Source organism: Gordonibacter massiliensis (ex Traore et al. 2017) (assembly GCF_019731765.1).
GTDB lineage: Bacteria > Actinomycetota > Coriobacteriia > Coriobacteriales > Eggerthellaceae > Gordonibacter > Gordonibacter massiliensis.
Genome location: NZ_JAASIO010000013.1, coordinates 39,672 through 52,392 on the forward strand (window position 1 = coordinate 39,672; position 12,721 = coordinate 52,392).

Sequence of the window (12,721 nt, forward strand, 5' to 3'; positions counted from 1 at the left end):
GACGCCCGCTTCCCCCGGTCGCGCGCCCCTCGGCTGCTTTTCTACTTTACTGCGCTAAAGTGCTTGCGCCAGTATAGCATACGAATCCGTAACGTACACGTCCCTCCGATATCTGCGCTGGACACGGGCGCCAGCGGCACAGCGTCTTACTTCCGCACGCCGGTCATGGTTTGCTCCACGATGCTGTTCATGACGTCGGCCGTGAGCGTGCCCGCCACGTAACCGAACACGTTGCCGTCCTTGTCGATCATGAACGTGGTGGGGAACGACCCCACGCCGTACGCGGAGAACATCTTGCCGGACGTGTCCATGAGCACGGGGTACGTCATGCCCTCCTTGTCGATGAAGGCCTTGACCTCGTCCACGGACACGTCGCTGTTCTGCGGGCGGTCCGCCGTCTTGGGGTTCGCCACGCCCAGCACCACCAGGTCGCCCTCGTTCTCGCCGCGGTCGCGGTACAGCGCCTCGATGTCGGGTATCTCGCGTTGGCACGGGCCGCACCAGGTGGCCCAGAAGTTCAGGAACACCGTCTTGCCGCGGTAGTCGGACAGCTTGTGCTCCACCCCGTTCTGATCGACCAGCACCATGTCGGACAGCGGGGCCGCTTGGGCGTTCGCGTTAGACGGCGCCGCGCTTCCCCCATCGCCCGAAGCATCCGTCGAGCCGCCGCCCGACGCGCCCGCAGACGCATCGCCGCCCGAACCGGCGGAACCGCCGCCCGCATTATCCGAACCGCCCGCGTCGGCCGGCTGCTCCTGCGCGGTCGGTGCGGCGCCGAACGACGAGAGGTAGCTCGTCACGCCGTTCATCCACCCGGTCGCGGTCATGAGGCCCATGACGATGAGCAGCGCGCCGCCCACCTTCACCGTGTACTTCACCACGTTGCCGTGGGTGCGGAAGAACCGCAGCACCTCGCCGGTGAACAGACCGACCGCCAAAAACGGCAGCACGAAGCCCAGCGTGTACACGCCCACGAGCGCGTAACCCATCGCCGCCGAGGCGCTCGACGACGCCAAAAGCAGCACGCTGGCCAGCACCGGCCCCACGCACGGCGTCCACGCGAAGCTGAACGTGAAGCCCAACACCAGCGCCACCAGCGGGTTCATGGCGAACCGACCCAGGTTGAACGGCAGCCTGCGTTCGGTTTCTATGACGCGCGTCTTGCCGAACGCGCCCAGCATGTACAGGCCGAACGCCGCCATCACGATACCGGCCACCACCGAGAACACGCGCTGGTTGCCCGTGAAGAACTGCCCGAGCGCCGTGAACCCGAAGCCCAGCAGAAAGAACGCGAAGCTCACGCCGATCACGAAGAACAGCGTGTTCACCAGCACCTTCACGCGCGGGTACTCGATGGTGCCGTCGTCGTTTTTCTTCGCCGCGCCGCCGGCCAGATAGCCCACGTACAGCGGGATGAGCGGCAGCACGCACGGAGAGAAGAAGCTCAACAGCCCTTGCACGAACACGGTCAGCGCCGGGACGCTCGTTTCAAGCGAGAAACCCATGGTTGCTCCTAGCGGTCGTCGTCGGCGGAGGGATCCGTCGATCGCGAAAAAACAAGAAGAGGCGTCAGCGCGCCAAAGGCGCAACGTCAGACGGGGAGATAGAACGCCCCTCGGCCTACGGCACGGTCTGCGGTCAGGTGGCTACGCCGACTTCGGAACAGCCGAGCCGTCGCCGAAAATGCGCTTGTCGATGGAGCCGACCGTGATCCGCTCCAAACGCTCTAGGCATCCGGCGTCCAAATCTGCGAAAATATCGTCCATGATACCGGCCATACCCGAAGCCACCAGGCACTTCTTATCGGCGCTGCCGCTGTGCCACCGCGCTTCCACGAAACGCACGCCAAGCGCTTCGGCGACGGAGGCCAAATTGGTCTGGGCCGCATCCCCGGAGAACCGGTAGCCGCCCTCGTTGCCCTCGCGCGTTTCCACGAGCCCGGCGCGTTTCAGGGGCGCCATGATCTTGCGCACGCGCGCCGCATTCGTGCACACGTTCTCCGCCAACGCCTCGCTCGACACGACGCTCTGCTTGTGGTTCAAGAACACCAAGGCATGCACCGCAACAATGAAATCGCTGTTCACTTCCATCGCCCGCCTTCGCACCGGCTCCGACATCGCCGGCCTTCGCTTCAACTGTTTCTATTACTTATACAGTATATTCTGTACAAAAGAAAGGTACAGTTTTGGAAACCCACAAACCTTTGAACCCGATCGGCAGAGGGAACGTTCCGAAACGCACGTTTTTCGTCCGAATGTTGCATCGCCGGAAAGGGGGCGGAGGCCCCGACTTCCGCACCCTTTCATAACGCCTGATCGCGACGTCGCGCCGATGCGTCCTGAAGGGCGGTCGCCGCACCCTGGGTCGCCGGCCGACCCAGCGGAAGCCGAAAACGCAACATAGGGGCGAAAAACGTGCGTTTCGGAGCCGAGCCCTTGCCCTACGGGGTGGGCGTCGGTCGCGATCGGGCCGCCAAGCCGCGCCCGGGGCGCATCACCGCTTCAGGCTCGACAGGATGCCGGGGCGCGCGGGCGGGTTCGGCAGATGGATGAGACGCGGCTCGAAGTCGAACAGCTCGTCGGTGGAAACGACGCTGTTCACCTCCAGGCAGCTCTTCAGGCAGGCGTCGGCGCACAGGTTGCACTGCACGCAATCGGACGCGGAGAACTCCAGGAAGCTGCCCTCCCCCTCCTCGGGCACCAGGTCGCTCTTCTTGAGCGCGCCCGTGGGGCAGAACACCGCGCACATGCCACACGACGAGCAGGCCTCCGCGTCGATCTGCACGCTGCCGAACAGGCGCGTGTCTATCTCGGGCACCACCGACGGCCCCAGACTGTCCATGGCGTCGAGCACGTGCATGCGCCGCACGGGGTTGAACTGCGGCAGCGTGCCCGCGTCGGACATGCGCAGCCGCTCGCGGAGCGTTTGAGCCGCCGCGCCGCCCTTCTTGATGAAGGCCACTTCCACCGTTTTCTCGGCGGCGGTCAGGGCCGTTCCCTTCGCCTGCGAGAAGAAGCCGCGACGCGAGGCGCCGAGCAGGCTGCGCTTGTCCTCCAGCAGCACGTCGTCGGGGAACGCCGATGCGCGCTCGACGCGGATGTCCGAACCCTGGGCGGCCAGCAGCTGGTTCGCCGAGGCCACGGTGGCGTCGATACCGGGCACGTTCGCGCGGAACTTGCAGGTGGAGCACGTGCCGTCCACCAGCAGAATGTCGCGCACGTCGCGGGCGGCCAACTCCAGCAGCACGCTCTCCTCCATGCGCGCGAGGCAGGGCACCTCCGCGAACTTGGACGGATCGCCCAGATGCTTCGATGCGATGCGCGCGCACGCGAACACGGCGCGCCCGCCCGCGGCCACCACGGCGTTGGCGACGGCCTCCGCCAAATCCTCGTCAAGCGGCTGGAGCGGGATCAGCGCCTCGGTGGGGCACACGACCGTGCACGCCCCGCACGCCACGCACAGCTCGCTGTCAAGCGACAGCACGTTGTCCACCGCGCCCACGGCGTCGGTCGGGCACGCGTCGGAGCACTTACGACACGACGAGTGGCGGTTGCGCACCACCGTGCAGCGGTCGGGGGCGAGAAACACGGCCTTGCTCTCCAGAGCCTCGGCCACTTCCACGATGTCGATGAGGTTGGGCATGCCTATCCTTCCAGGAACGACTCCTCGAGCGCGTGCAGCTCGTCAGGAGTGTTCGCGTTGATGAAACATCCGCCCATGGGCTCCGCTTCCAACACCTTGCTCTGGGGAAACTCCAGCACCTTCACGTCGTCGAAGAACGCCTGGGCGCGCTTCTCGCCGCGATCGAGCGCGCGTCGAACGGCCGGCAGGCAGGCCATACGACGGTACATGGCGTGGAACGGCTCGAAGCCGTGCTTGTTCACGGGCACCACCACGTCGGCGCCCGACTCGTTCATGGCCAGCGCCTCGGCCACCACGAGAGAGCCCGAGGCGAACACCATGTCGCACGCCACCACGGCCACATAGGGGTTGCGGGCGGCCTGCATGGCCGTGTAGAGACCCGGCAACGCCCCGCGGTAGTCGAACGCGTCGCAGACGAGCTGAATGCGGTACTGCGGGAACTCGGCGTGCAGGAACGTGAGGTTGTCGGGCTCGTTCGTCGTTATGACCAGGTCGTCGGACACCGGTGCCAAGCGCTCCACCAATCGCGAGATGAGCGGGCGCCCCGCGAAGGGGACGGTGGCCTTGCTGCGGCCCATGCGCCGGCTCTCGCCGCCCGCCTGTATGACCACGGTGACGCGCGGCCGCACGTAGTACTGCTCCACGAAGTCGGCGAGGCCCGCGATGTCGCTTAAGTCGAACGCCGGCACGTTGTACAGCTCGGCGGCGTGGATGGCCTCTTCGATGTCGGTGGCCACCGCCACCGTGTCGGACGTGGGAAGCTTGTTGGAAATGTCCACGTGGTCGGGGTGCTGCACCTTGAAGTGCGCGCCCTCGGCCGTAGGCTCGCCGCCGTCTTCCGTCTGGCTCAGAACCGCGCGCGCCTCCTCGTCGTCGGCCGGCGGCACGGTGCCGCGCGTGAACTGCGTGAAATCGGTGCCCAGGGGCCAGCCGCGACGCGCGCCCTCGGCGAACACGTCCGCCACGCGGGAGTCCGCCTCGTTGCCCGAGCGCATGATCTCGATGGTGGGCAGGCCGCTTTTGCGGTACCCCTCCACGATGACGATGTCGTGGCCGTACATGCTGCGCACGATGTCGGCGCACTCCACCTCGCCCTCGATCGACTTGATGCGCGCGATCTGGCCCGGCGCGGCGATAACCGTCTCACTCGCACCGGCGGCGCGGTGGCGGTAGGAGTCCTTGCCGGGGTAGTCGATGTCGAAGCCCACGTGGCTGTGGTGCTTCACGCTGCCCACGTCGTGGCCGCGCGACACCAGCTCGGCTATGAGCTGCTCGATGAGCGTCGTCTTGCCTGAATTGTGGCGGCCCACGATGGCCAGGGCCGGGCTTGGAATATTCACCATGTTCATGCACTCGTCCTTTCGGCGCATAAGTATAGCATGGCATGTCGGCTGTGCTCGCCCCGACCCAGCACCCGCAACCCTCAACGTTCTTTCACCGAAAAAAAGTGTTGTGATTTTGTGGAGGGGGGTGGTATACTAGGCACTGCATTTACAGAGGCTTAGTTGCTTCGGTAAAGATAAGGGTTCTGTTTTTTGGAGGGGGCAGAACCCTTTGTCTTTTCTTGGGTGCGCAGAGGCCGCCACGCGAAAGCGTGGCGGCCTCTTGCCTTCCCGAAGGGGCTGCAGGACCCGAAGAGGATCGTGCCAAAGGCCCCGTTTCGCCGGTCGTGTAGGGTAAGGACTCCCTTGCCGCTCAACGAGTATCGTTTTCGCAGGTAGACGGCAAGGGCAGAGCCTTTGCCCTACGGTGAGATCGCCAAAGGCGCCTGTTTGTCGGCTTCTTAAGCGCGCCGCCCTACAGCGGTCGGCGCGCCTCGATGGCGCGGCCGAGCGTCACTTCGTCGGCGAACTCCAGGTCGCCCCCCACCGGAAGGCCGCTGGCGGGACGCGTGACGCTCACGCCGAGCGGTTTGATGAGGCGCGCCAGGTAGGCGGCCGTCGTCTCGCCTTCGACGTTGGGGTTCGTGGCCAGCACCACTTCCTGCACCTCGCCCGACGCCAGGCGCTTCATGAGCTCGGCGATGCGCAGGTCGTCAGGGCCGATACCCTCCAGGGGCGACAGCGCCCCGCCCAGCACATGGTACACGCCCGAGAACACGGCAGTGCGCTCGATGGGCGGGATGTCGCGCGGCTCGCTGACCACGCAGATGATGCCCGCATCGCGCTTGGAAGACCGGCAGATGTCGCACAGGTCCTCCTCGGCGTAGTTGAAGCATCGCTTGCAGAAGTGCACCTGGTCCTTCACCTCGGCGATAGCCTCGGACAAACGCAGCGCCGTAGCCCGGTCGGTGTTGAGAATCCAGTAGGCTATGCGCTGCGCCGACTTCGGGCCGATGCCGGGCAGGCGCTCCAGCTCGTCGAGGAGCTTTTGGATGGACGGCGCCGCGTACACGGTTGCTGCCCGCGCCTACATCAAGCCCGGGATGTTCATGCCGCCGGTCACGGAGTTCAGGCGCTGGGCGCTCACGTCGGACATGCCGCGCAGGGCCTCGTTCACCGCCGCGAGCACCATGTCCTGCAGCATGTCCACGTCCTCGGGATCCACCGCCTCGGGGTCGATGACGATGCTCTTGATGGCCATATCGCCCGTGGCCACCACCTTCACCATGCCGCCGCCGGCCGTGGCCTCGTACTCCATGTCCTTGATCTCGTCCTGGGCCTTGGCCAGTTCGGCCTGCATCTTCTGGGCTTGCTTCATCATGGCGCCCATGTTGCCCATGCCGCCGCCTCCGGGGAACCCGCCTCGCTTCGACATTGTCGTCTCCTATCTGGTCCTGTTTTCTCTTTAGTTGGATGCCGCTTGTTTGTCGCGGCCGTTTCTTCGCGCGCTATTCTCTCACTTCTTCGACGATCACGCCATCGCCGAAGCCCGCCGCCAAAATCGCCTCCAGCTCGTCGGGCGACTGCACAGGCGCCATGGTGTCCACGGAGGGCGACGTGCGGGCGTCGGGCTCCGGCGGCAAACCGGGCTGCGCGGAAGCGGCGGGCGCCGGTGTCGGCGACGGCTGCCCCGAAGGAGCCGCGGACCCGCCAGCGCCGGACGGGGCGCCGGACGAAGCCGGGGCCGCACCCGCCCCGCCGCTCTGGGGAGCGGGGGAATCGTAGTCGTCGTACGGCACGATCTCGTCGTCGTACGGCGGTAGGTCGTACGCGTCGAGGGGCGCCGGATCGGGCTCGGGCGGCACCGCCGCGGGCGAGGAAGGCTGGGGCGCCGGCTGCTGCGCGGCGGTCGGCGAAGCCTGGACCGGTGCGGCGGCTGACGCGACCGGGGCGGAAGACGCCGCCGCGGGGGCAGCGGCCTCGGCAACCGGAGCGACCGCGGAAGCCGCAGGCTCCGCACCCGGCCCCTGAACGTACGTGAACGGCAGCGCCGCGCCGCATGCCTGCGTGAGCGCCGTCAGGACGGCTTCCTGCACGTCGGGCTTCTGCACGGCCTTGAACGCGAACGAGTTCTCGGCGGGGAACTCTATGACGAGCAGGCCCTTGTCCGCGCGGTAGAGGGCCTTCGTGTTCAGGAACAGCACCCCGTACGCCGCCTTGTTCTTCTTGAGCGTGGAGAGCGCGGCCTGCCAGATGCGCTGCAGGGCCGCAGGGTTCTGCAGGCTCGCGGCAAGCTCTGCGGACGGCGCCGCTCCCGCACCGGCCGCAGGAGCGGCCTGCGCGACGGCAGGCTGGGACGCGGCAGGAGCGCCCGCCTGCTGCACCGAAGCCGCAGCAGGCTGCGCGACAGCGGGATTAGGTTGCGCAACAGCGGAAGCAGGTTGCGCATCCACCTGGGGCACGCGCGCATCCGCCGCAGGTTGATCTCCCGCGAAAGCCGCAGGCGCAGGTTGACCTTGACCACCCGCAGGTCCACCAACGTCAGCGAGGGTTTCCGCAGTGCCCGATATCGTGGGGATGGCGGAGGCGCCGCGTACTTCGGTACGCAAGTCTCCGGCATCGCCGCGAGATCGGGTGCTGCGGGAAGCCGCAGCGTCGGCTACGCCGCCGTTCGGCAGAACGGCGGCCGTCACGTGCGCCACGGCCGAGTGGCCGCTTTCCAAAGCCTCGACGCGCTCGGCGAGCGCTTCGAGCGTCAAGTCCGAATCGGGGCGCACCATGCGCGTGAGCGCGATCTCGAACGACAGGCGCGGGTTCGTGGACGTTTTGAGCTCGGCCGAAAGGTCGCCCAGCACGCCCAGCAGGCGCGCAAGTCTATCGGCGCCGAACCATTGCATCTCCAGCGTCAACTCGCGCCGCGTGGCGTCGCTCACCTCGAGGGCCACGTCGGCGCCCGCCAACGTCAGCACGTACATGTTGCGCACGTGCTCGGCCAGATCGCGCGTGAACTGCGCGAGGTCGGCGCCCGTCTCGATGTAGTCCGCCGTCCAGCGGAAGCACGCGGCCACGTCGCGCGTGCCGATGGCGCGCATGATCTCGGCCAGGTCGTTCGTGTCCAGCCCGCCCAGCAGGCGCTCGGCCACCTCCAGCGTGACCTTGCCCTCGCCGAACGCGATGAGCTGCTCGAGCGAGGTGAGCGCGTTGCGCATGCCGCCTTCGGCGCGATGCGCGATAAGGTCGAGCGCCTCTCCCTCGAACTCCACGTCCTCGGCCACGCAGATGGCGCCCAGCCGCGACACGATGGATTCCGCCGAGATGCGGCGGAAGTCGAAGCGCTGGCAGCGCGAGTGGATGGTCTCGGGGACCTTCTGCGGATCGGTGGTGGCCAGGATGAACACGACGTGGCTCGGCGGCTCCTCCAGCGTCTTCAGCAGCGCGTTGAACGCCGCCGTGGACAGCATGTGAACCTCGTCGATGATGTATATCTTGTAGCGCCCGCGCGTGGGGGCGAACTGCACGCGCCCGATGATCTCCTCGCGCACGTTCTCCACGCCGGTGCGCGACGCGGCGTCCAGCTCGTACACGTCGGGGTGCTCGCCGTTGGCTATCATCACGCAGTCGTCGCAGGTGCCGTCGGGCTCGGGCGTGGGCCCGTGCTCGCACAGAAGCGCCTTCGCCAGAAGGCGCGCCGTGGTGGTCTTGCCGGTGCCGCGCGGGCCGGTGAACAGGTAGGCGTGGCTCACCTTGTCCTGCTCGATGGCGTTCTTGATGGTGCGCTCGATGTGCTCCTGGCCGACGACGTCCTCGAAGATCTGCGGCCGATATTTACGGTAAAGTGCCTCTGCCATCGCGTATGCTCTCTTCCCTGCTACTCCGTTTCAGACTCCGCCTTCGCATGGGCCCCGCGCGACGCGTCCTGGGCCGCCTTCGCAGCGGGGGACGCGTGCTTGCCGGCGGGGGCGTCTTCCGCCACCGCATGCGCGCCGCGCAGTTCCAGCTCCTCGGCAAGCTCGGCGTCGATCTCGGCCTGGACCTGCGTGCGCCCGTCAGCCGTTTTCTTCTTGCGCGAGCTCGTGGCCGCTTTGATGGCGCCGATGATGGCCGGGGCCACCGACACGGCGACGATGCCCAGCACGATGACCTCGAAGTGGTCCTGCACGAGCGGAATGCCGCCGAAGAAGTACCCCACCAGCACGAACAGGCTCACCCACGCGATGCCGCCGATGCAGTTGAACAGCGTGAACTTAGCGAAGTTCATATGCCCCGTGCCCGCGATGAACGGGGCGAACGTGCGGAAGAACGGCATGAAGCGCGTGATGACGATGGTGAGGCCGCCGAACCGCGCGAAGAAGTGGTCGAGCTTGGCCATGCGCTCGGGCGTGAGCGCCTTCACCTTGCCGGAGTCGATGATGCGCGTGCCGAAGAACCGCGCGATCCAATAGTTCGACGTGTTGCCCAAGATGGCGGCCACGTAGAACACGATGAGCGTGGCCCAGATGTTCAGCCCGCCGCCGTCGGCCGAGAACACGCCCGCCGCGAACAGCAGCGAGTCGCCCGGCAAGAACGGGAAGAACACGAGGCCCGTCTCCACGAACACGATGAGGAACAAAGGCGAGTACACCCAGAGGGGGCCCAGCGCGATGATCCAGCCGGCAATCGCCCCGCGCGGATCGCTGAGCAGATTGACGAAGAAGTTGATGATGTCCATACGCGCCCCTCGAATACCGCAGGTTGGCCGCCCGCAGGTCTGGCAATGTCAGCGAGAAGGGCCGTGGTGCCGGAGATTGCCCCGCCGCGCGGCCGAGCGTACTTCGGTACGCGAGGGTAAGCGGACAAGGGGCAAGATTCGGTGCCACGGCCCTTCGCAGCGTCGAGCTGCTCCGTCGGCCGTAGGCCGACGGAACGAAGTATCTCGAATAGGCAGGGGCGCTCGCCAGCGGTCCCTTATGGCTGCTTCCTCCCGGACCTGACCAGGTTCGGAACATGGCGCCGCCCCGGCCCATTCGAGATACTCAAACAACAACCGCTTCAGTATAAAGGAAGCGCAAAAACCGGTCGAACCCCAACCCCCTGAAGCAACCAAAAGCACACAGACCTGATGATCGCGTAAAATCGCCGAGATCGGCGCGTTCCTTTGCCGCACGGCGCGGCACGGCCGTATGCCGCGCGCCCGAAGCTCTCCCCTACTTCGCCTCGACCGAAGCGCCCTGCAAAAAGCCCTCGACGCCTGCGAGGATGGCGGCGCTCGTCAGGGCGGCCAGGTTCTCCAGCGGCATGTCGGAGTCGATGGCGAGCCAGTGGCGGTACGCCGAGAGCAGCCCGCCGCAGAGGAACGACACGCCGAAACTCAGGTACGGGCCCATGGCCGAAGCCAAACCCAACGCATCGCACTCGACGATGGCCTCGGTGAGCGGGCCCTCCACTTTGCTGAGCAGCTTTTCCGGCGATACGTGCCTCACCATGTTCTCGGTTATCGAATAATCCTGCACCAGCGCCACGCTCAACCGAGCGAACAGGTCCGCAACGTCCACGCCTCCGCCCTGCGCCAAAGATTCCTCGCGCAGCGAGGCGACCATCTGCTCGGCCCTCTCGCGGATGAACTCGTCCAGCACGTCGTCGACAGAGTCGTAGTGCAGGTAGAACGTCTTGCGATCGATGTCGGCCTCGCGCGCCACGGCGGTGATGGTCACACGGTCGTAGTCCTCCGAGCGCAGCAGGTTCAGAAACGCCTCGCGGATGGCCTTCCTCGTGCGCACGACGCGGCGGTCGTCCGATCGCACGGCGCCTTTCCTCGCTCTTTCAACCACGGTGATCGCACCCCACATCCCCTCGAAACGCGGCATAAGCCTCATTCGTTCCCAAGCTGGCAATTGCCCTTCTTCGCTTCGTTACTATAATCAACATAAGATGATTATTCAACATATGTGGAGTAATCGATGCACGAAAGGACGAACGAGATGAAGGCAACCGACCAAATCAAGCACGCGGCCTTCGAGAAGACGCTCGACTACCTCTTGGAGGACCCCGAGCGCAACGCCACCAAGATCATGGACATGCTGGACAAGGTGGCGCCGGCCGACCTGTTCCCCAGCCAGAGAACCGCCTTCCGCACCGCCATCGACCAGCAGAACAACTGGTACCAGCTCATCGAGCGCGTGCTGGAGCTGAACCCCGCGATGCGCAACGACTTCATCAAGACGTTCCTCATCGACGGCAACCTCATGGCCTGGCCCAAGCAGGAGGCCATGCGCGAGAAGCATCAGTGCAACGTCCCATGGGCCATCCTCATGGACCCCACGAGTGCCTGCAACCTGCATTGCACCGGCTGCTGGGCCGCCGAGTACGGCCATAAGGAGAACCTCTCCTACGACGAGCTGGACTCCATCATCCGCCAGGGCACGGAGCTGGGCACCTACGTGTACATCTACACGGGAGGCGAGCCGCTCGTGCGCAAGCGCGACCTCATCGCGCTCTGCGAGGCGCATCCCGACTGCTCGTTCCTCTCGTTCACGAACGCCACGCTCATCGACGAGGACTTCTGCCAGGATCTGCTGCGCGTGAAGAACTTCATCCCCGCCATCAGCGTGGAGGGCTTCGAGGAGGCCACCGACGGCCGGCGCGGCGACGGCACGTTCGGCAAGGTCGTCGACGCCATGCGGCTGCTCAAGCAGCACGGCCTCCCCTTCGGCGTGTCGTGCTGCTACACGTCCGCCAATGCCGATTCCATCGCCTCGGAGGAGTTCTTCGACTGGATGATCGACCAGGGCGTGCTGTTCGCCTGGATATTCACCTACATGCCCGTGGGCGTGGACGCGCCTGTCGAACTCATGGTGCGGGCCGACCAGCGCGAGCACCTCTATCGCTTCGTCCGCGAGATGCGCAGCAAGAAGCCGCTGTTCACCCTCGACTTCCAGAACGACGGCGAGTTCGTGGGCGGCTGCATCGCAGGAGGCCGGCGCTACCTGCACATCAACGCCGCCGGCGACGTGGAGCCGTGCGTGTTCGCGCATTACGCCAACGCGAACATCCGCGAGGTGTCGCTGCTCGACGCGCTGCAATCGCCCATCTTCATGCAGTATTACGAGGGGCAGCCGTTCAACGACAACCTGCTGCGCCCCTGCCCCATTCTGGAGAACCAGGATGCGCTGGCGAACATGGTGGAGGCGGCCGGCGCCCACTCCACCGACCTGCAGGCGAAGGAAAGCGCGCGCGATCTGTGCGCCAAGTGCACGCGCTCCATCGAGGAATGGGCGCCCGTGGCCGAGCGCATCTGGACCGACCCCGCCGACCCGCTGTTCGACAAGCGCCACGACCCCGGCCAGGGCATGGCCGACACCGACAAGAACAAGTTCGCCCGCCTGGGCCGGCAGCGCGAGCCCCTGGTCGACGAGGCACGAGCCGGCGAACCAGCGGCGTAACGGCGAAGCTGTTGGGCGAGAGCGGAAGGCGTCTATCCCAGTCGAGAGCCTTTGCGGGAGCCGCACAAAAACGCTGTTTCGTTTGCCCCGTAGGGCAAGGGCTCTGCCCTTGCCGCTCAACAGGGAATGTTTTCGCAGGTCAACGGCAAGATCAGAGCCCTTGCCCTACGACGCGATCGCGAGAGCCACAGGTTTCGACGGTTTCTCGTACGCGTATTCCAGGGGTCAAGCAAGCGGGACGGCCCCGTTCGCTTCGAAATCAATATCGAAGATCATTGTCGCCCGAAACACGCGGTTTTAGGCGCAAAACCGCGTGTTTCGGGCGACAATGCACGCACC

General features: G+C 66.0%; 10 protein-coding genes and 1 other RNA gene. 1 reads left to right on the forward strand and 10 read right to left on the reverse strand.

Annotation, left to right across the window (positions count from 1 at the left end; genetic code table 11):
* Positions 1-146 precede the first annotated feature (146 nt).
* The 10 genes from HCH03_RS13030 to HCH03_RS13075 form a co-directional block, all read right to left on the reverse strand.
* Positions 147-1,505 (reverse strand): redoxin family protein, encoded by a 1,359-nt coding sequence (locus HCH03_RS13030; protein WP_221689842.1) that lies wholly within the window; start codon positions 1,503-1,505, stop codon positions 147-149.
* 141 nt (positions 1,506-1,646) lie between these two features.
* Complete coding sequence (locus HCH03_RS13035; RefSeq protein WP_246600028.1) at positions 1,647-2,090, reverse strand: RrF2 family transcriptional regulator; 444 nt, start codon at positions 2,088-2,090, stop codon at positions 1,647-1,649.
* A 403-nt stretch (positions 2,091-2,493) separates the two neighbouring features.
* Complete coding sequence (locus HCH03_RS13040) at positions 2,494-3,642, reverse strand: 4Fe-4S binding protein (protein WP_221689843.1); 1,149 nt, start codon at positions 3,640-3,642, stop codon at positions 2,494-2,496.
* 2 nt (positions 3,643-3,644) lie between these two features.
* Complete coding sequence (gene mobB / locus HCH03_RS13045) at positions 3,645-4,991, reverse strand: molybdopterin-guanine dinucleotide biosynthesis protein B (RefSeq protein ID WP_246600029.1); 1,347 nt, start codon at positions 4,989-4,991, stop codon at positions 3,645-3,647.
* A gap of 448 nt (positions 4,992-5,439) precedes the next feature.
* Positions 5,440-6,036, reverse strand: coding sequence for a recombination mediator RecR (recR, locus tag HCH03_RS13050; RefSeq protein WP_221689844.1), 597 nt, complete (start codon positions 6,034-6,036; stop codon positions 5,440-5,442).
* Positions 6,037-6,051: 15 nt separating this feature from the next.
* Positions 6,052-6,399, reverse strand: a complete 348-nt coding sequence (locus HCH03_RS13055; protein WP_080143719.1) for a YbaB/EbfC family nucleoid-associated protein — start codon at positions 6,397-6,399, stop codon at positions 6,052-6,054.
* Positions 6,400-6,472: 73 nt separating this feature from the next.
* Positions 6,473-8,812, reverse strand: a complete 2,340-nt coding sequence (gene dnaX, locus HCH03_RS13060; protein ID WP_221689845.1) for a DNA polymerase III subunit gamma/tau — start codon at positions 8,810-8,812, stop codon at positions 6,473-6,475.
* 20 nt (positions 8,813-8,832) lie between these two features.
* On the reverse strand, positions 8,833-9,672 hold the full coding sequence (locus HCH03_RS13065) for a VTT domain-containing protein (RefSeq protein WP_221689846.1): 840 nt from the start codon (positions 9,670-9,672) through the stop codon (positions 8,833-8,835).
* Positions 9,673-9,874: 202 nt separating this feature from the next.
* An RNA gene (gene ffs, locus HCH03_RS13070) (signal recognition particle sRNA small type) lies at positions 9,875-9,970 on the reverse strand.
* A gap of 177 nt (positions 9,971-10,147) precedes the next feature.
* The gene (locus tag HCH03_RS13075) at positions 10,148-10,744 is read right to left on the reverse strand and encodes a TetR/AcrR family transcriptional regulator (protein ID WP_185904597.1); all 597 of its coding nucleotides are present in this window, start codon (positions 10,742-10,744) and stop codon (positions 10,148-10,150) included.
* 177 nt (positions 10,745-10,921) lie between these two features.
* Between HCH03_RS13075 and HCH03_RS13080 the strand changes: the two genes are divergently transcribed.
* Entirely contained in the window at positions 10,922-12,382 is a 1,461-nt protein-coding gene (locus HCH03_RS13080; RefSeq protein WP_221689847.1) for a radical SAM protein, read from the forward strand.
* Positions 12,383-12,721: the final 339 nt, after the last annotated feature.

Bases quoted from the DNA above. Each gene is read 5' to 3' on its own strand.
- HCH03_RS13055 (WP_080143719.1), bottom strand. From the start codon at position 6,399: ATGTCGAAGCGAGGCGGGTTCCCCGGAGGCGGCGGCATGGGCAACATG.
- HCH03_RS13030 (WP_221689842.1), bottom strand. From the start codon at position 1,505: ATGGGTTTCTCGCTTGAAACGAGCGTCCCGGCGCTGACCGTGTTCGTG.
- HCH03_RS13080 (WP_221689847.1), top strand. From the start codon at position 10,922: ATGAAGGCAACCGACCAAATCAAGCACGCGGCCTTCGAGAAGACGCTC.
- dnaX (WP_221689845.1), bottom strand. From the start codon at position 8,812: ATGGCAGAGGCACTTTACCGTAAATATCGGCCGCAGATCTTCGAGGAC.
- HCH03_RS13035 (WP_246600028.1), bottom strand. From the start codon at position 2,090: ATGGAAGTGAACAGCGATTTCATTGTTGCGGTGCATGCCTTGGTGTTC.
- HCH03_RS13065 (WP_221689846.1), bottom strand. From the start codon at position 9,672: ATGGACATCATCAACTTCTTCGTCAATCTGCTCAGCGATCCGCGCGGG.
- mobB (WP_246600029.1), bottom strand. From the start codon at position 4,991: ATGAACATGGTGAATATTCCAAGCCCGGCCCTGGCCATCGTGGGCCGC.
- HCH03_RS13040 (WP_221689843.1), bottom strand. From the start codon at position 3,642: ATGCCCAACCTCATCGACATCGTGGAAGTGGCCGAGGCTCTGGAGAGC.